This is a genomic window from Thalassomonas actiniarum (genome assembly GCF_000948975.2).
GTDB classification, from domain to species: Bacteria; Pseudomonadota; Gammaproteobacteria; order Enterobacterales; family Alteromonadaceae; genus Thalassomonas; species Thalassomonas actiniarum.
On sequence record NZ_CP059735.1, the window covers coordinates 4,983,738 to 5,000,884 of the forward strand.

Genomic DNA, 17,147 nt, shown 5'->3' on the forward strand with positions numbered 1-17,147 from the left:
TTTTTTACCAACTTACTAATTTCCTTATCTTTACTATATGCAGACATAATCAAAATAATGGGCTAGGAAGTCAATCACTTCCCAGCCCATACTCCTTAACCGTTTTTATTATTACCGGCAGCACGAGCAGCTCTTACAGCAAAGCCTCTAGGTAACGCTTGACCGCCATTAGCTTTTGCCTCACTACTTTGAATGCGGGCAACAGCTTTTGTGGTCATAGGTGTTTGATTTGATTTTGGCTTAGACATAATTCTCTCCGAGATTTAATTAACCCGACATTGGGTGATGTGTAATCTATAAAGAAAATTTAAATTCGTCAGTTATGTAACTGGCTGAGAAATTTTTATTTTTGTAACGGCCTATTTATTGAACAATATTAATTCCCTATAGTTATGACATAAAAAAAGCGAACCAATCGGTTCGCTTTTATAGTTTCATTTGGGGTACTGATGTTATTTAGTCACAAACTTTATTATCAGTCACCATCAATTGACATTAATCTTTATAAGTATCAACCGCAGGACAAGAACAAATCAGGTTACGGTCACCAAACACGTCATCGATGCGGTTAACCGTCGGCCAGAACTTGTTAGCCGCAGCAGCCGGTACCGGGAATACCGCCTGAGCGATGGAATAACCACGCTCCCAGGTATCGGTGATATCGGCTAAGGTATGCGGCGCATTGTGCAGCGGGTTGTCTTCCAGCGTCCACTCTCCCGCTTCTACTTTACGGATTTCATCGCGAATGCAGGTCATGGCTTCAATAAAGCGGTCCAGCTCAGGTTTGGCTTCTGACTCTGTCGGCTCTATCATCAGAGTGCCTGCTACCGGGAATGACATAGTCGGCGCATGGAAACCGTAATCCATCAAACGCTTGGCAACATCCATTTCGGTAATGCCGGAAGCTTCTTTAATCGGACGCAGATCTACGATACATTCGTGCGCCACCCGGCCATTAGCCCCGGTATATAAAATCGGGTAATGCTGGCTTAACTTGTGGGCCAGATAGTTCGCATTAGTAATGGCATACTTAGTCGAATCTGTTACCCCTTGCTTGCCTAATAAGGCAATATACAGGTAAGAGATACATAAAATTCCGGCACTACCATAAGGGGCAGCAGAAACCGCGCCGTTGCCTTGGGTGCTCTCATCAACATTTATCAGGGCATGATCCGGTAAAAAAGGCGCCAGGTGTTTTTTAACACCAATTGGTCCCATACCCGGTCCGCCGCCGCCGTGAGGAATAGCGAAGGTTTTATGCAGGTTAAGGTGTGATACGTCTGCGCCGATAAAACCAGGAGAGGTTAAACCTACCTGGGCATTCATGTTGGCGCCGTCAAGGTATACCTGGCCGCCGTGTTCGTGAATCACGTCACAAATTTCAGCTATGGTAGTTTCATATACCCCGTGGGTAGACGGGTAAGTGATCATGATACAAGACAGGCTGTCTGCCATTTCACTGGCTTTGGCGCGCAGGTCGTCCATATCGACGTTACCTTGCTTGTCGCAGTCTACCACAACCACTTTCATGCCAACCATTTGCGCCGAAGCCGGGTTGGTACCGTGGGCAGACGACGGGATCAAACAGATGTTTCTGTGCCCTTCGCCACGGCTTTCGTGGTATTTGGCAATCGCCACCAGACCGGCGTACTCCCCTTGTGCGCCCGAGTTAGGCTGCATGGAAATATTGTCGTAACCGGTCAGCTCTACCAGCCAGTCGCCCAGCTCGTCGATCATCTGCTTATAGCCTTGTGCCTGATCTTTCGGGGCAAACGGGTGCATATTGGCAAATTCAGGCCAGGAAACCGGGATCATCTGCGCGGTGGCATTTAATTTCATGGTACAGGAGCCCAGTGAAATCATCGAGTGGTTCAGGGCCAAATCCTTGTTTTCCAGCTTTTTGATGTAACGTAACATCTCGGTTTCCGAGTGGTAGCTGTTAAACACAGGATGGGTCAGTATCGCCGACTCACGTAGCAATGACGCCGGGATTGACTGGCTGCCGTTAGCGATAATTTCGCTGTCTAATGCGGCAACGTCTAAACCGTGGCCTTCGCCCAATAAAATATCGAACAAGGTGTTGATGTCTGCACGGGTGGTGGTTTCATCAATAGAGATGCTTACCTGACCGTCAACGTCGGTGCGCAGGTTAACCTGGTTGTCCAGGGCACGCTTAACAACAGCGTCTTTGTCTGCGCCTAAATCAAAAGTAACGGTATCAAAGTAAGTGCCGTGCACTGGCGTTAAACCTTTGCTGCTAACACCTGTTGCCAGGATATCGGCAAAGCGGTGAATACGCTCGGCAATCACTTTTAAGCCTTTAGGGCCGTGATATACCGCGTAGAAAGCCGCCATGTTGGCTAGTAATACTTGCGCAGTACAAATGTTGGAGTTGGCTTTTTCGCGGCGAATATGCTGCTCGCGGGTTTGCATGGCCATACGCAGTGCGGCATTGCCGCGGGTATCTTTAGATACACCGATAATACGGCCCGGCAGTGAACGCTTGTATTTGTCTGAGGTTGTAAAGAAAGCGGCATGTGGTCCGCCGTAGCCCATAGGCACACCAAAACGCTGGGTTGAACCGATCACGGCATCTGCGCCCAGTTCACCCGGCGCTTTAAGCAGTACTAAGCTCATGATGTCGGCGGCAACGGCTACGATACCCTTTTTCTCGTGTACCTTGGCAATTAAGTCGCTGATGTCTTTTACTTCACCGCTGGCACTCGGGTATTGCAATAAAGCACCGAATACGTCGTGATTTACTACGTCATCCGCTGGCGCAACCACCACGTCAAAACCGAACATATCGGCACGGGTTTTCACTACGTCTATGGTTTGCGGGTAAACATCACTTGAAATAAAGAACAGGTTAGATTTTTTATTTTTCGACACCCGTTTGGCCAGCGCCATGGCTTCGGCAGCGGCGGTGGCTTCATCCAGTAAGGAAGCACTTGCTAAATCCAAGCCGGTGAGGTCTAAACACATTTGCTGATAGTTTAATAACGACTCCAAACGGCCCTGGGCAATTTCCGGCTGATAAGGGGTATAAGCGGTATACCAGCCCGGATTTTCCAGCACGTTACGTAAAATCACGTTCGGGGTCAAAGTACCGTAATAACCTAAACCTATATAGCTGGTATTTACCTGGTTTAATGCTGCCACGGCTTTTAAGTCTGCCAGTGCCTGTACTTCGGTTTTACTTTCTTCGATGGCAGGCAAGCCAGATAAACGTATGCTTTGGGGAACAATCTCATCAATCAGGGCATCAACCGACTCGGCGCCCATTTCATTAAGCATTACTTGGGTTTGCTCGCTATCGGGTCCGATATGGCGGCGAATAAAATCTTGTGTTTGTTCCAGCTGGGACAGGGATTGGGTAGTCATAAACAACAAATCCTATACTTCAAGCAGTAAAAAAATAAGCCCCGGACATCAATGATCAGTGCGGGGCTTGAAATTAAGTTAACAACAAAGAATTAATCTTCGTCGATGGAGTTTGCGTAACCTTCGGCGTCAAGTAAGTCGTTCAGCTCTGACTCATCGTCAAGCTTAACCTTAAACATCCAGCCGTCACCAAAAGCGTCTGAGTTGACCAGCTCAGGTGAATCTTCTAAATCTTCATTCACTTCAACCACTTCACCGGAAATCGGCGCGTAAATGTCAGAAGCCGCTTTTACCGACTCAGCCACGGCAACATCGTCACCTGTGCTGATGTTTTCACCCACTTCAGGCAACTCAACAAAGACCATATCACCTAACAATTCTTGTGCGTGCTCGGTAATACCGATAGTTACCGTACCGTCACCTTCGTTACGTACCCATTCGTGCGATGTTGCATATTTTAGTTCTGAAGGAATGTTGCTCATCTTTTTGTTCCTAATTTATTATCTTTGCTAGTTAATTTTGTTTGAAACCGGACCCTATTATCCCTGCTGCTATGGCTTGATATCATGCCTTTTACAAACAGCAGGGCTAATTATTAAACACTATCAATTTGGTTTAAATAGAGTTTAGAAAACTTTTTTGCCATTGCGAACAAAACTTGGCTTGATAACCTGTACCGTTACCAGTTTCTTACGCATTTCTACTTCACAGGTTTCGCCGATAGAGCGCGGTACCCGGGCCATGGCAATACTGTGCCCTAACGTCGGTGAGAAAGTACCTGAGGTGATCACCCCTTCTTCACCGTTAACCATCACTTTTAAACCGCTGCGCAGTACGCCTTTTTCTTCCAGTACCAGGCCAACCAGTTTATGTTGGTCACCGGCGGCTTTTTGCGCTTCAAGGGCTTTACGGCCGATAAAGTCACGATCGCTTGGCTCCCAGCTGATGGTCCAGGCCATGTTAGCCGCCAGCGGCGATACGCTTTCGTCCATGTCCAGGCCATATAAGTTCATGCCCGCTTCCAGACGCAGGGTATCACGTGCGCCTAAACCACAAGGGCTAACACCGGCATCGGTTAATTGCTGCCATAAATCTTCTGCCATGGTTTCAGGAACAACGATTTCATAACCGCTTTCACCGGTGTAACCTGTGGTGGCAATAAATAACTCGCCCGCCTGCACGCCAAAAAACGGCTTCATACCGTCAACGGCAGCGGTTTGCTCGGCGTCAAGAATGGTGGCCACTTTGGCTTTTGCCTGAGGGCCTTGTACCGCAATCATGCCATACTCAGGGCGCTCGGTGATGGTAACGTCAAAATCAGCCGACTGCTCAGCCATCCAGGCCAGATCTTTTTCACGGGTCGCGGAATTTACCACTAAGCGGTAAAAATCATCGGCCAGGAAATAAACAATTAAATCATCAATCACGCCACCTTCATGGTTTAACATGCCGGTGTATAACGCTTTGCCGCTGACATTGAGTTTTTCAACGTCATTGGCCAGTAAATAACGCAAAAACGCCTTCACGCCGCTGCCTTTGATGTCCACGATAGTCATGTGGGAGACATCAAACATACCGGCATCCTGACGCACAGCGTGGTGCTCTTCTATCTGCGAGCCATAGTTAATCGGCATTTCCCAGCCGTGAAAGTCAACCATTTTCGCGCCGGCGGCTACGTGTTTTGCATGTAATACGGTTTTATTCGTCATTGCGTTTCACCTGGTGATGAGTTTTTGATCCTGATAAAAGCTAGGATTAAAACTGAAAAATTACAAAGTTGCCATGGATTATAGCGATGAGTAACTGGTGATTCAACAGACAAAAGCACAATTTTCAAATAAAAAACCGACTATTTAAATAATACCAAATTATATTTTCAAAAAGGTACACCTTAAAAATATAGTTCAATTTCAGCAGGCATGAATTATCGATACCGGAGAATATTCTACAGCGGAAATTTCCTGTCATAAATGACGGTTTTTGTGCGATTAACGCCAACAAAAAACCTGTGTCTAAGCAGACACAGGTTTTTGTTTTAAGGGGGGCTGCTGCCAGGACCTTTCAGCAAAAACAAACCGTTTTTTAAAGCACTTAAAGCCGGCCCGGCCATGTACTTTGCCCGGCTTATTTAATCAACCGATTTAGCCAGCTCGGGCAACTTACCTTTATAACCCAGCGCCTGGCGGATCAACTGCTTTTTCGCCGGAGAAAAGTTATCCAGCAAAGACATGCCGATACCGCGAATAAACTTGCTGACTTCCTGTTGCGGGGTAAACAGCTGCTTGATCGCCTCCATCGCGGCGATCATTTCCGCCGCTTCGGATTTACGCCAGCGGGCAAACTGCTTTAACAGTATTTCATTGCTGATGTTATCCAAACTTGACTGCTCAGCGGCCAATTGCCCGGTGAGGGTTTGCGCCAGTGCGGCGGCATCAAGCAAACCAAGGTTGACCCCCTGCCCGGCCAGCGGATGTATGGTGTGGGCGGCATCGCCGATTAACACCACTTTATCTTTAACAAAGTCCTGTGCCAGGCGCATCATCAGCGGATAACAGCCCAGTTCGCTTTCCAGGTTTACCCGGCCCAACTTGCCGTCGGTGGCCGCGGTAATTTCCTTGCCAAAGGCTGCTTTATCCAGGGCGCGCAATCGCTGTGCTTCCTCAGGCGAAGTCGACCAGACAATCGAACATAGGTTTTGCTGGTATAGTGGCAGGAAAGCCAACGGGCCTGTGGGCAGAAAAACCTGCCAGGCGGTATCCTGATGTCCCTGCTCGCAGCTCACCGTTGCTACCAGGGCATGGTGGTCATAATCGCGAAAGGTGATCGGCATATTGATTTGCTTGCGCACCCAGGAGTTGGCGCCATCGGCCCCCACCAGTAATTTGGCGGTGATCGGCATGCTTGAGCCGAAACTGGCGAAAACTTCACTTTCCCCGACCCCGATGCTGGCAATGGCTTCATCGGTAAAAAAGCTGATGCCTTCATCCATCTGGGCCTTATGCCACAGGGCATTGCGGATCACCTTGTTTTCGATGATCCAGCCAAGCTGATCCGGTTTGCTGCTGCCGCTGACATCAGCAAGGTTAAAATCAAGCTTACCGTATCCGGCCTTATCCCAGATATGCATATGGTGGTAAGGCTGGGATCTTTGCCCGACAATATCATCCCAGACATTTAAGCGGGTAAAAATTTGCTGACTGGCAGCGTTAATGGCGCTGACCCGGGTTTCAGGCTGGTCGGTTAACTCTGTCAGTGCCTGGGTATCGGCAAGGGCGACCGTTAAATCGCTTTGCTTGCGAATTGCCAATGCCAGTGTCAGGCCGACCATGCCGCCACCGACGATAAGTACATCAAATTTTTGCATGCTTATTGCTCTAAACTTTTTGTTGTAAGCCCTTTATTGCCAGCGCTTTATCAGCCAATAAAGGGTTTTATTAATAACCCATGGTCTTTTGCACAAAGGCATTTTTCAGCGGCGACAGATAATTTAATACCTTAAGGCCGATATTGCGCCCCACTACTAACGGCGGCAAGCGATTGGAGAAAAGCGTCACTAAAGAATCGGTTAAAGTGATCACTTGTTGCTGATCCGCCGCCCTTTGCTCCTGGTAGTTGCTTAACAGGGCAAAATTACCGATATCCTGTTTTTGCTCCAGCGCTGCTTTGATCAAGGCCGCCAGTTGCTCAACATCCCGGACCCCAAGGTTAAAGCCCTGTCCGGCTATCGGGTGTATGGTATGTGAAGCATTACCCACCAGCGCCATACGGTGATAGACCTGCTGCTCTGCCTGGATAAGATTAAGGGGATAAACAAAACGTTCACCCGCCTGGGTGATCTGTCCCAAATAGCTGCTAAAGGCATCTTCCAGTGCCCGCTTAAACGCTTGATCATCCAGGCCCTGTATTTCTTCGGCCTGCTGAGGGGTTAGGGTCCATACCAGCGAGCACCGGTTGCCGGATAAAGGCAACATGGCGATAGGCCCGGTTTCGGTAAAACGCTCATAAGCCACGCCCGAATGGGGAATAGCGGTGCTGACATTGGCAATTAACGCCGACTGCCGATAGCTTTGCTGGCGCACCTTGATATTGGCAAACTCCCTACAAGCCGACATGCCGCCGTCACAGCCCAGCAGAAGCTTGGTAGTTAACCCCTGGCCCGAGTTCAGTGCCAGGGTGACCTTATCCGTTTGCCAGTGGATTTTTGCTATGCTGTCGGGACGGTACCAGCAAATATTACTGAAGCTTTCCAGCGATTTAAGCAAGGCCTTGCCGATCAACGCCATTTCCACCACATAACCTAAAGCCGGTACCTGATGATCTTCGGCATACACCCGGGCCTTGCCATAATGGCCGCGATCGGAAATATGAATGGTTTTGATTGCCTCGGCATCTTGTTGCAGATACTGCCAGGCACCCAGCGCTTGTAAATAAGCACTGGTGCCGTGGGACAGGGCCAGCACCCTGTCGTCAAAACTCAGCGATACGTCTTTCACCACGGGATTGGCTTCAACAATGGCAATTGATAAAGGCTGGCCGTTTGCCTGTTTTAACGGGGCTAAACTCAGCGCCATTAGCGCACCGGATAAACCGCCGCCGGAAATCACCACATCGAAATGGTTTAATTCTCCTTCAGCCAGGGCATTCACGGTTAACTCGTCTGTCATGAACTGTCCTTGGCTGAATTAGTGGCTGTGTTGACCGGTAACATCTGCTTCAGCCCCGGTATTTTCAGCCATCAGGGCTTCAATCTCAGCGATGGTTTTCGGGGCATTAACGGTCAGGTTTTCATAGCCGGTTTCTGTCACCAGGATATTATCTTCGATACGCACACCGATGCCGCGCCATTTCTCATCCACCGGCGTTGCAATGTCTTCATTAACATCATGCAAAGGAATATATAACCCCGGCTCTATGGTCATCGCCATACCCGGCTCAAAAGCACGTAATTGCTGACGCTTTTTATCCACCTGATAATCGCCGACATCATGCACATCTAATCCCAACCAGTGGCCAAGGCCGTGGATAAAGTATTTTTTACAGGCGCGGGCGGCAATCAGCTCAGTTAAATCGCCGGTTAAAATGCCTAACTGGTGTAGTCCCCGGGTAAGGAACTCACAGGTGATTTCATTAAGGTAAGCCAGGGTTTTCCCCGGGGCAATGGCTTTAATCGCCAGCTCCTGGGCATCAAGCACCAGTTGGTAAATGGCTTTTTGCTCCGGGGTAAATTTGCCGTTTACCGGGAAGGTACGGGTAATATCGGCGGCATAACCCGCCAGCTCGCCACCGGCATCAATCAATAACAGTTCATTGTTTTTTAAAATATCGTTATTGTCGGTGTAATGCAGGATATTGGCATTATCGCCGCCGGCGACAATAGAGCCGTAAGCCGGATGACGGGCGCCGTGGCGGGCAAATTCATGCAAAAGCTCGGCTTCAATCTGGTATTCAAACTTACCCGGACGGGTTTTCTCCATCGCCCTTTGATGCGCCTGACCGCTGATGCGGTTGACCTTACGCATGATGTCCAGTTCATCCGGCGATTTGATCAGGCGCATTTCATCAATAATAGCGCTGCAATCAATCAATACCCCCGGCGCCTTGCCCCCTTGCCTGACTTTTGCTTTTACCTGGCTGTTCCAGTTAAGCACCCGGCGGTCAAATTTTTCATCCGCCCCCTGGCAAAACAGCAACTGCGCTTTATCTTCAAGGTATTTAGGCACTAACTCATCGATTTCTTCGCAGGCGAAACTGGCATCAAAACCGTATTCGCCTGACGCCTGCTCCGGCCCGATCCGCCGCCCGTGCCAGATTTCCTGCATCGGGTTTTTCTCCCGGCAAAACAGTACCGACTGACAAACAAGCTCGTCTGCTTCCTTTTGCTTGATAAGCAGCAATAAGGCGTCCGGCTCGTTAAAACCGGTCAGGTAGTAAAAATTTTTATTCTGGCAAAACGGATATTCGGTATCGTTGCTGCGGGTCACTTCTTCGGCGGCAGCAAAAAGCGCCACACTGTTATCCGGCATCTGCTCGAAAAAACGCGCACGCCGGCCGGTAAATTCACTAACCGCTAATAAGGTGTGTTTCATCATTAATGCAGGGTCTTAGGTTGCTGGGGATCTTCCGTCTCACTCGGAGGCGTGCCTAATTCGCTAAAACATAATAATGCCGACATCCGGGCATATTCGGCTATTTCATAATAAGCCTGCTCGGTTTCTTCGTCTTCTTCAACATCATCAGAGAGGTTGGCGATCTCGGCAAAGTCTGTCAGCACTTCTTTGACATCGTCGGATAATACCGGGTTATTTTTCTGCTGCAGGCCAAAACCTAAGTTAAAGCCCTGCACCCAGACACCAAGGGCATGGCCACGTTCGACAATGGTTTCGTCATCGTCGGGCAGTAACAGCTGAAAACGGTACGACTCATCAAGCAAGTCCTGCCATACCTCACCAAACATTTGTTTTACAACATCTTTAAGGTCTTTCGGCAAACCTTCGCCGTTATTGAACAAGTCATTGATCATCGCCATATAATCATGATCATCAAAAGAAAAACCTGCGCAAATCAAGCCCGTTAATACTCCGTGCAACTCCGCACCGTGGGCATTAACACCTGAAGCTGTAATGACTGCCTGCACCGAGGCAAAGTCTAATCTTGTTTCGTCAGCCATAAGTCTCTAATTTCACCTTAAATTAATTAGCCGCTATCCTAACACCAGCCTGGCTTTGATACCAGAAAAGGATATCAGAAAAGGACGCCCGAAGCCCGCGCCTGACAGGATTGAGTTAAACTTGCCCCGGGCAGTGAATATCTTGGCGCTGCTCCTTGCATAGTCAAGGCTGCGCCGTTATAGTGCGGGCACGAGGTGACTTATTTTAAGAAATAATTGTTTACCAAGAATATTTTTAATAAAACAACCAATAGAATACAATAAGTTAAGTTGTACTAAGCTAAGATTAACACCCCTTGCCTTAGTTAAAAGATCACCAGGAATTTTTTGCCGCTATGAGCCCGCAGACCATTGAAATTAAAATTGCTGATAAAAGGTTAAAAGTTGCCTGCCCGCAAGGTCAGGAATCAGCGCTGATTTCTGCTGCCAGTGAATTAAATGCCCGCCTGGAAAAAACCAGAAGCAGCCCTGCGGTTGCCACCCTGGAGCAAGCCCTGTTATTGACGGCACTGAATCTGAGCAACGACCTGCTACAGTTGCAGCAACAAAAAGAGCAGGAGCAGCAGCAAACTCAAGAGCAAATCCAGCTATTGCAAGCGACCATAGAACAGGCGCTTATCGAGCAAAAAAACAGCCCGGAAAAATAGCGAGTCAAAACAGCGGGAAAAATCAAGTAAAAAAAAGCGTAATTCGCGTCTTTTATCGCAATAAAATACTTACATTGCCTGATAATGTTTAGCTATAATGAATTCAGTCTTCTAGGATGTTTGTTTGTCAATTATGTCCCTGAGCCGATAAGTTTTACATAAGGAAGTTAAACGTTATCTATTGTGCAAGCCTGGCTCGTATCAGGAAGCCTACGGGTGATGTGCTATTTCCGCCTTGAGCACACGGTGTTCAAGGGCTGACATTGACGGCGGCATTCTGGAAGCACTAATTCTTTTTAGGGAAGAAGTTTCAACACCACCTCCCCGGGATATTCATCCTGTTTAAAATCTTAACTTACTTTATTTCTCTGTATTTCCAGGTGGTCTACTTCCATGTAAACCTTAATCTCATGGCCTTTACCCTAACACGGCTTGCTCAGTCTTTTTAACTTCCCCGTCAAACTCCGGCCTGGGCAGTTTATCGAGCAGGCTGTACAAATAAATCACCACTAAACACAGCAAAGCACCGCTAAAGAACAAGGCCGGTCCGCCGAAGTGGTCTAAAATCAAGCCGCCGCCAAACGGGGCAATGGCAAAACCCATGGAATAAAAGGATGCCGCACCGAAGTAGGCCCCGCGCAGATGAGCCGGTGCCAGACGGTCGATATGCACATTCATGGTCGGGAATAATATCGCTTCCGCCAGCGACATCACCACCACGGCACCGATCCAACCCCAAAAGAAGGTGAGCGGATTAAGTGCCAGCCAAATTTGGGAGCAGATAAGGATCCCTAAACCGATTTGAATACGTTTAACGATCGCCAGCGCCGACATCATTTTCAGCAACACAAACTGGAAACAAATAATCACCAGCGAGTTAGTGACTATCATCGCCGAAATTAACTGCAGCAAATCCGGCACCTCCGCCCGGGTCAGATACTGGACCAGGGAAGTATCCATTTGCGAATAGATGAACATACAAAGGATATTCGCCAGGATCAGACATTGCAGTACCCTGTCCTGCTTGAGGATACTTAAGGTTTGCCTTATCTGACCAGGCTTTTGTTCGGGGCCGCTTTCTTGCTCAGGGCTGTTCACCTGCTCAAGGCTGTTCACCTGCTCAAGGCTGTTTTTTTCCCCCTTTTGTCGGACGGCAGGCTCTTTACCCTGTAAAGCAAAACCCCATTTGAGGATCACCAGCAATAAAGCAAAACAACCGGCGGTAATATAGAAACTCGATTGCTGACCGGTAAAGCCAAACCAGACACCCAACATAGGTCCCAATGCTGCACCGACATTGACCACAAAGTAGCGCGCCTGCATCGCCAATTCCCGGGTTTTAGCATCTTCAAGCAAATCGCCGATCAACGCCGAAGTCGGTGGCTCCCAGATAGCTTTGGCAATTGAACACAAGGTAATAATTAACACATATCCGGGCAAAGTTTCTGCGCTGGCCAGCAAAGAAAAAGAGACTACGTATAACAAGCCGCTGGCAAACATCAACTGGTGACGGCCAAAGTGATCAGACAAGGCGCCGCCGACAAAACCGATAAACACCGAAACCAGGGCGGCAGCCGATAAAATCAACCCCACTTCGGTCGCGGAAATAGCAAACTTTTGATATAGAATAACCGCCAGGAATGGCCATACCATGTAATAGCTGCCGCGGGTAATAAAAGCACCAAACAATAAAATCCAAATCAAAGGCGGAAATTGTTTGATCCGGGAGAGCGAAACATCACTGTGCATTGAGAATTTCCCTTTTTATATACAACAAGGTTATGCAGGTAAAATAGCAAAGCAACCCCAATATGTAAACATAAAACTTTACAAAGTATTTTAAGCCTCTTTTTTAACCTCTTATATAAGTGAAACTTTACTTTCCCGGGAAAAGCCAATATAAATGCCCGGCGATAGGCCATAATAAGATCCCCGGCAGGCAATGACATCAAACACACTTAAACAACAGCTGACAGCTTTAGCCAATAACCAGGCAGGTGAAAACCCGTCACCGGCCACAATCGGCATTTTTGATTCCGGTGTCGGCGGCTTGTCCATTGCGAAATGTATCCGGCAACATTTACCTCAGGAACAACTGGTTTATGTTGCCGACAGCGCCTATGCCCCCTATGGCGACAAAGGGGTTGAACTTATCACCGAAAGAGTCAATTTAATTGCCGGGCAGTTAATCAAGTTAAATGCCAAAGCCCTGGTAATTGCCTGTAATACCGCGACCGTCAATGCCATAGACCAGCTCAGGGCACAAATCGCCTTGCCGGTGATCGGGGTTGAACCGGCGATTAAACCCGCCGCCAGGCACAGTAAAAGTAAAAAAGTGGCCCTGCTGGTGACCAGCGCCACGGCAACAAACCAGCGCTTTTTATCCCTGGTAGAAAAATACAGTGTCGGGGTAGAAGTCTTTATTCAGCCCTGTCCCGGACTGGTGGAGTTAATTGAACAAGGGAAGTTAAACAGCCCTGAATGCACCGGCTTATTACAGCAGTATTTACACCCCCTGATGACACAAGGCATAGATACCTTAGTGCTCGGCTGTACCCACTACCCTTTTTTACTGGAAAAAATTCAATTGATCACAGGTCCGGGTATTAAGGTCATTGAAACCGCCACCCCCGTTACCCGGGAGTTAAAGCGCCAGCTGGACAGGCATCAGCTTTGCGCCCCCGAGCGCCAAAGCGGCAACATCCGCTTTTTTACTTCATCCTTCACTCAAGAGGCAAATCTGGCATCGGAGCAGGTAATTAACCGGGAGCAATACCAGCTATTTTCACAATTATGGCAAGCATCCGTATCACTGGAAGAGCTGGCCGTCTAAAATCCCTCACATATAGTAATAGTGAAAATTAATTTATTCACTTATAGATCATTACTTTAAATACCCATCCTCTCTGCTTTTGACCTTCTTCAGCAAGCAATTCCACCAGCAGCCTAGATTATAAATTCAAGCCATTTAGCCATCTAGGCGTAAATAATAATAGAAAAAGCTTAAACATATAGGTAGAATTGTGAAAAATTTTAACGCCAGTTACACCTGTGAGCTTTGCCAGGTACTTGTTAATTGATATTGAGGGTTTATGTCTACACATCTTTTTACTTCGGAATCGGTTTCTGAAGGACATCCGGATAAAATTGCCGACCAAATTTCAGATGCGGTGCTTGATGCCATCATCGCTGAAGATAAATATGCACGGGTTGCCTGTGAAACCATGGTAAAAACCGGTGTTGCTATTATCTCGGGTGAAATCTCAACTTCTGCCTGGGTGGATCTGGAAGAACTGACCCGTAATGTGATCAATGACATAGGTTACACTTCTTCTGAAGTTGGTTATGACGGCAGTACCTGCGGTATCATGAACCTCATTGGTAAACAGTCTGTAGATATTGCCCAGGGCGTCGACCGCTCTAAGCCGGAAGATCAGGGCGCCGGCGATCAGGGGTTAATGTTTGGTTATGCCAGCAACGAAACCGACGTTTATATGCCGGCGCCAATTTGTTATTCGCACCGTATTGTCGAGCGTCAGGCTGAAGCAAGAAAATCCGGCCTGCTGCCGTGGTTACGCCCGGATGCCAAAAGCCAGGTCACTTTTGTTTATGAAAATGACAAACCGGTTGCCATCGACACCGTAGTGTTATCCACCCAGCATAACCCGGAAGTCAAACAATCGGACTTGCAGGAAGCGGTAATGGAGCTGATCATCAAGCACACCTTGCCGGAAGAATTACTGACCAAAGCCACCAAGTTTCATATCAACCCCACCGGCAACTTTGTTATCGGCGGCCCGGTAGGCGATTGTGGCTTAACCGGCCGTAAAATCATCGTTGATACCTACGGCGGCATGGCACGTCATGGCGGCGGTGCTTTCTCTGGTAAAGATCCGTCAAAAGTTGACCGTAGCGCCGCCTATGCCGGCCGTTATGTTGCGAAAAACATCGTTGCCGCCGGTCTTGCCGATCGTTGTGAAATTCAAATTTCTTATGCTATCGGTGTTGCCGAGCCGACGTCCATTCACGTGGAAACTTTCGGCACCGGCAAAATCGCCAACGACAAGCTGGTTACTTTGGTACGTGAACACTTTGACTTACGTCCGTATGCCATCACTAAGATGTTGGATTTATTACATCCTATGTATCGTCCGACAGCGGCCTACGGTCACTTCGGCCGCACCCCGTTTGAAATGACGGTCGGCGATGATACCTTCACCGCCTTTACTTGGGAAAAAACCGACAAAGCCGACGAATTACGCCAGGCTGCCGGTTTATAAATCAAGTTCATTGCGAATTTAAAAAACCTGAAACCAACACAGTTCTTGTGTTGGTTTTTTTTATACATGGAAATATTTCAGCCTTCTCTATAGGTGAATAGGGCTCCAGGCATAAACTAAGTACTTACTTCCTGTAAGCAATCCTGCGAGTTCATGGATGAACAGGAGCAGGGCTTATACATAAAGATACAAATGTATTTCCGCTGATATCTTTCGAAAAGAGAAAAATCCCCCCTGCCATTGTAATTTAACTTCCACGCCCTTATCTTGGTAGCAGAGACTTTTTTAAAATTTCAGCCTAAATAAACAAGTTAATCAAATCACTAGCTAGTGAAAGATAACCCGGTAAAAAACGGCGGAAATAAATGACCTAAGGTAACCCTTAACCAGAGATGCGAAATCCGCGAATTTATCAAGACCAGCCGTTAAAAGTTGGCGAAAAAGTGCAATTAAATGCCGATGCATTCGGTCATACCATCAGGGTACTCAGATTAAATGAGGGTGATATGGTCACCTTATTTAATGGTCAAAGAGAAGACGACGGTAACTACTGCCAGTACCAGGGAGAGCTGAGCAACGTCAGTAAGAAGCAAGCCGAGGTATTGCTGACCGATCGCCAGGTGGTCGAAAACGAATCGCCGTTAAATATCCATTTAGGCCAGGGGATCTCCCGGGGCGATCGCATGGATTTCACCCTGCAAAAATCGGTGGAACTCGGGGTTAATACCATCACCCCGTTATTTACCGAACGTTGCGGGGTAAAACTCAGCGGTGAACGCCTGGCGAAAAAACGCGATCAGTGGCAAAAAATCGTCATCAGTGCCTGCGAACAAAGCGGCCGTTGCGCCGTACCTAAGGTGGCCGACCCTATCAGTTTGTCCGACTGGTTTAGCCAGGAAACCTCAGCGTTAAAACTGAATTTACATCCCAGAGCAAAGCACTCCGTCATGACCTTACCGCAAGAAAATCAAAGGGTGAGGTTATTGATCGGCCCGGAAGGCGGATTAAGTGACGAGGAAATAAGCCAGGCCAATAATGCCGGTTTTATTGATATTTTACTCGGCCCCAGGATATTGCGCACAGAGACGGCAGCCTTAACGGCTATTTCGGCATTACAGTGCCGATTTGGTGATTTAGCTTAAAGAACATAGGAAAATTAAATGACAATCAAACTTGGTATCGTGATGGATCCCATCTCGCAGGTGAACGTAAAAAAAGATTCCTCGATGGCGATGATGCTCGAAGCACAAACCCGGGGTTATGAAATCTACTACATGGAGATGCAGGATTTATATCTGAACCAGGGAGAGTCACGGGCACAGACCCATCGCGTGCGTGTCTTTAATGATCCCGAACACTGGTATGAGCTCAGCGACCCTAAAGATATTGCCATCAGCGAACTCGATGCGGTATTGATGCGCAAAGATCCGCCTTTTGATACCGAATATATTTACGCCACTTATATGCTGGAGCGGGCTGAGCTTGAAGGTACCCTGATAGTCAACAAGCCGCAAAGCCTGCGCGACTGCAATGAAAAACTGTTCACCGCCTGGTTTTCCGAGCTTACCGCCAAAACCATGGTCACCCGGGATTGCGAGCGTATCCGCAAGTTTCACCAGCAGCATAAAGACGTCATTATCAAGCCTCTGGACGGCATGGGCGGCTCTTCCATTTTCCATATCAAACCAAACGATGCCAATATCGGCGTCATTTTAGAAACGCTTACCGCACATGGCAGCCAATATGCTATGGTTCAAGAGTACATGCCGGAAATTAAAGACGGCGATAAACGTATTTTGATTGTTGACGGCGAGCCTATGCCCTACTGCCTGGCACGGATCCCGGCCCAGGGTGAAACCCGCGGTAACTTAGCCGCCGGCGGACGCGGCGAAGCAAGACCGTTAACCGCCAGCGATCGCTATATTGCCGAAACCATAGCGCCGGAGCTAAAAAAACGCGGGTTAATTTTTGTCGGTTTGGATGTGATCGGCGACAAGGTGACGGAAATTAATGTCACCAGTCCAACCTGTATCAGGGAGATTGAAGCGGCGTATCCGATCAATATCAGCGGCAAGTTGATGGACGCGATAGAGTCACGCCTGGGTCGATAAACGGGCCTTGTTTTCTATCAAAAAAAGCTCGGGAAAGAGCTAAGGTAAATGTTTAAGG

Annotated in this window: 14 protein-coding genes and 1 other RNA gene; 6 read left to right on the top strand and 9 right to left on the bottom strand. The window is 48.0% G+C overall.

The window, feature by feature from the left end; translation table 11 throughout:
- Nucleotides 1-95: 95 nt before the first annotated feature.
- The 8 genes from SG35_RS21820 to SG35_RS21855 form a co-directional block, all read right to left on the bottom strand.
- On the bottom strand, nucleotides 96-248 hold the full coding sequence (locus SG35_RS21820; protein WP_169749420.1) for a hypothetical protein: 153 nt from the start codon (nucleotides 246-248) through the stop codon (nucleotides 96-98).
- A 247-nt stretch (nucleotides 249-495) separates the two neighbouring features.
- On the bottom strand, nucleotides 496-3,384 hold the full coding sequence (gcvP, locus tag SG35_RS21825; RefSeq protein ID WP_044836207.1) for an aminomethyl-transferring glycine dehydrogenase: 2,889 nt from the start codon (nucleotides 3,382-3,384) through the stop codon (nucleotides 496-498).
- Between the two features lie 92 nt (nucleotides 3,385-3,476).
- The gene (gene gcvH, locus SG35_RS21830; RefSeq protein ID WP_044836208.1) at nucleotides 3,477-3,866 is read right to left on the bottom strand and encodes a glycine cleavage system protein GcvH; all 390 of its coding nucleotides are present in this window, start codon (nucleotides 3,864-3,866) and stop codon (nucleotides 3,477-3,479) included.
- Nucleotides 3,867-4,010: 144 nt separating this feature from the next.
- On the bottom strand, nucleotides 4,011-5,093 hold the full coding sequence (gcvT, locus tag SG35_RS21835) for a glycine cleavage system aminomethyltransferase GcvT (RefSeq protein ID WP_044836209.1): 1,083 nt from the start codon (nucleotides 5,091-5,093) through the stop codon (nucleotides 4,011-4,013).
- A 419-nt stretch (nucleotides 5,094-5,512) separates the two neighbouring features.
- A complete protein-coding gene (locus tag SG35_RS21840) occupies nucleotides 5,513-6,748 on the bottom strand; it encodes an FAD-dependent monooxygenase (RefSeq protein WP_044836210.1) in 1,236 nt (411 codons plus the stop codon).
- 70 nt (nucleotides 6,749-6,818) lie between these two features.
- A complete protein-coding gene (gene ubiH, locus SG35_RS21845) occupies nucleotides 6,819-8,048 on the bottom strand; it encodes a 2-octaprenyl-6-methoxyphenyl hydroxylase (protein WP_044836211.1) in 1,230 nt (409 codons plus the stop codon).
- Nucleotides 8,049-8,066: 18 nt separating this feature from the next.
- Nucleotides 8,067-9,470 carry a Xaa-Pro aminopeptidase gene (gene pepP / locus SG35_RS21850; protein WP_044836212.1) on the bottom strand — a complete coding sequence of 468 codons (1,404 nt, stop codon included), beginning with the start codon at nucleotides 9,468-9,470 and terminating at the stop codon, nucleotides 8,067-8,069.
- Between the two features lie 2 nt (nucleotides 9,471-9,472).
- Nucleotides 9,473-10,051: a UPF0149 family protein gene (locus tag SG35_RS21855; RefSeq protein ID WP_044836213.1), complete on the bottom strand. Its 579-nt coding sequence runs from the start codon at nucleotides 10,049-10,051 to the stop codon at nucleotides 9,473-9,475.
- A 335-nt stretch (nucleotides 10,052-10,386) separates the two neighbouring features.
- Between SG35_RS21855 and SG35_RS21860 the strand changes: the two genes are divergently transcribed.
- Nucleotides 10,387-10,698, top strand: coding sequence for a cell division protein ZapA (locus tag SG35_RS21860; RefSeq protein WP_044836214.1), 312 nt, complete (start codon nucleotides 10,387-10,389; stop codon nucleotides 10,696-10,698).
- Between the two features lie 105 nt (nucleotides 10,699-10,803).
- Nucleotides 10,804-10,986, top strand: a non-coding RNA gene (gene ssrS, locus SG35_RS21865) — 6S RNA.
- A gap of 129 nt (nucleotides 10,987-11,115) precedes the next feature.
- Here the strand turns inward: ssrS and SG35_RS21870 are convergent.
- On the bottom strand, nucleotides 11,116-12,447 hold the full coding sequence (locus SG35_RS21870) for an MDR family MFS transporter (RefSeq protein WP_044836215.1): 1,332 nt from the start codon (nucleotides 12,445-12,447) through the stop codon (nucleotides 11,116-11,118).
- A gap of 193 nt (nucleotides 12,448-12,640) precedes the next feature.
- Here SG35_RS21870 and murI point away from each other — a divergent pair, with 193 nt between their 5' ends.
- The 4 genes from murI (at nucleotide 12,641) to gshB (ending at nucleotide 17,089) form a co-directional block, all read left to right on the top strand.
- Complete coding sequence (gene murI, locus SG35_RS21875) at nucleotides 12,641-13,531, top strand: glutamate racemase (RefSeq protein WP_084693029.1); 891 nt, start codon at nucleotides 12,641-12,643, stop codon at nucleotides 13,529-13,531.
- 259 nt (nucleotides 13,532-13,790) lie between these two features.
- Nucleotides 13,791-14,978: a methionine adenosyltransferase gene (metK, locus tag SG35_RS21880; protein WP_044832996.1), complete on the top strand. Its 1,188-nt coding sequence runs from the start codon at nucleotides 13,791-13,793 to the stop codon at nucleotides 14,976-14,978.
- A 392-nt stretch (nucleotides 14,979-15,370) separates the two neighbouring features.
- Entirely contained in the window at nucleotides 15,371-16,120 is a 750-nt protein-coding gene (rsmE, locus tag SG35_RS21885) for a 16S rRNA (uracil(1498)-N(3))-methyltransferase (protein ID WP_044832995.1), read from the top strand.
- 18 nt (nucleotides 16,121-16,138) lie between these two features.
- Complete coding sequence (gene gshB / locus SG35_RS21890) at nucleotides 16,139-17,089, top strand: glutathione synthase (RefSeq protein ID WP_044832994.1); 951 nt, start codon at nucleotides 16,139-16,141, stop codon at nucleotides 17,087-17,089.
- Nucleotides 17,090-17,147 lie beyond the last annotated feature (58 nt).

Excerpts from the sequence above, each read along its gene's own strand:
- SG35_RS21820 (WP_169749420.1), bottom strand. The coding sequence starts at position 248 with ATGTCTAAGCCAAAATCAAATCAAACACCTATGACCACAAAAGCTGTT.
- gcvP (WP_044836207.1), bottom strand. The coding sequence starts at position 3,384 with ATGACTACCCAATCCCTGTCCCAGCTGGAACAAACACAAGATTTTATT.
- gcvH (WP_044836208.1), bottom strand. The coding sequence starts at position 3,866 with ATGAGCAACATTCCTTCAGAACTAAAATATGCAACATCGCACGAATGG.
- gcvT (WP_044836209.1), bottom strand. The coding sequence starts at position 5,093 with ATGACGAATAAAACCGTATTACATGCAAAACACGTAGCCGCCGGCGCG.
- SG35_RS21840 (WP_044836210.1), bottom strand. The coding sequence starts at position 6,748 with ATGCAAAAATTTGATGTACTTATCGTCGGTGGCGGCATGGTCGGCCTG.
- ubiH (WP_044836211.1), bottom strand. The coding sequence starts at position 8,048 with ATGACAGACGAGTTAACCGTGAATGCCCTGGCTGAAGGAGAATTAAAC.
- pepP (WP_044836212.1), bottom strand. The coding sequence starts at position 9,470 with ATGAAACACACCTTATTAGCGGTTAGTGAATTTACCGGCCGGCGTGCG.
- SG35_RS21855 (WP_044836213.1), bottom strand. The coding sequence starts at position 10,051 with ATGGCTGACGAAACAAGATTAGACTTTGCCTCGGTGCAGGCAGTCATT.
- SG35_RS21860 (WP_044836214.1), top strand. The coding sequence starts at position 10,387 with ATGAGCCCGCAGACCATTGAAATTAAAATTGCTGATAAAAGGTTAAAA.
- SG35_RS21870 (WP_044836215.1), bottom strand. The coding sequence starts at position 12,447 with ATGCACAGTGATGTTTCGCTCTCCCGGATCAAACAATTTCCGCCTTTG.
- murI (WP_084693029.1), top strand. The coding sequence starts at position 12,641 with ATGACATCAAACACACTTAAACAACAGCTGACAGCTTTAGCCAATAAC.
- metK (WP_044832996.1), top strand. The coding sequence starts at position 13,791 with ATGTCTACACATCTTTTTACTTCGGAATCGGTTTCTGAAGGACATCCG.
- rsmE (WP_044832995.1), top strand. The coding sequence starts at position 15,371 with ATGCGAAATCCGCGAATTTATCAAGACCAGCCGTTAAAAGTTGGCGAA.
- gshB (WP_044832994.1), top strand. The coding sequence starts at position 16,139 with ATGACAATCAAACTTGGTATCGTGATGGATCCCATCTCGCAGGTGAAC.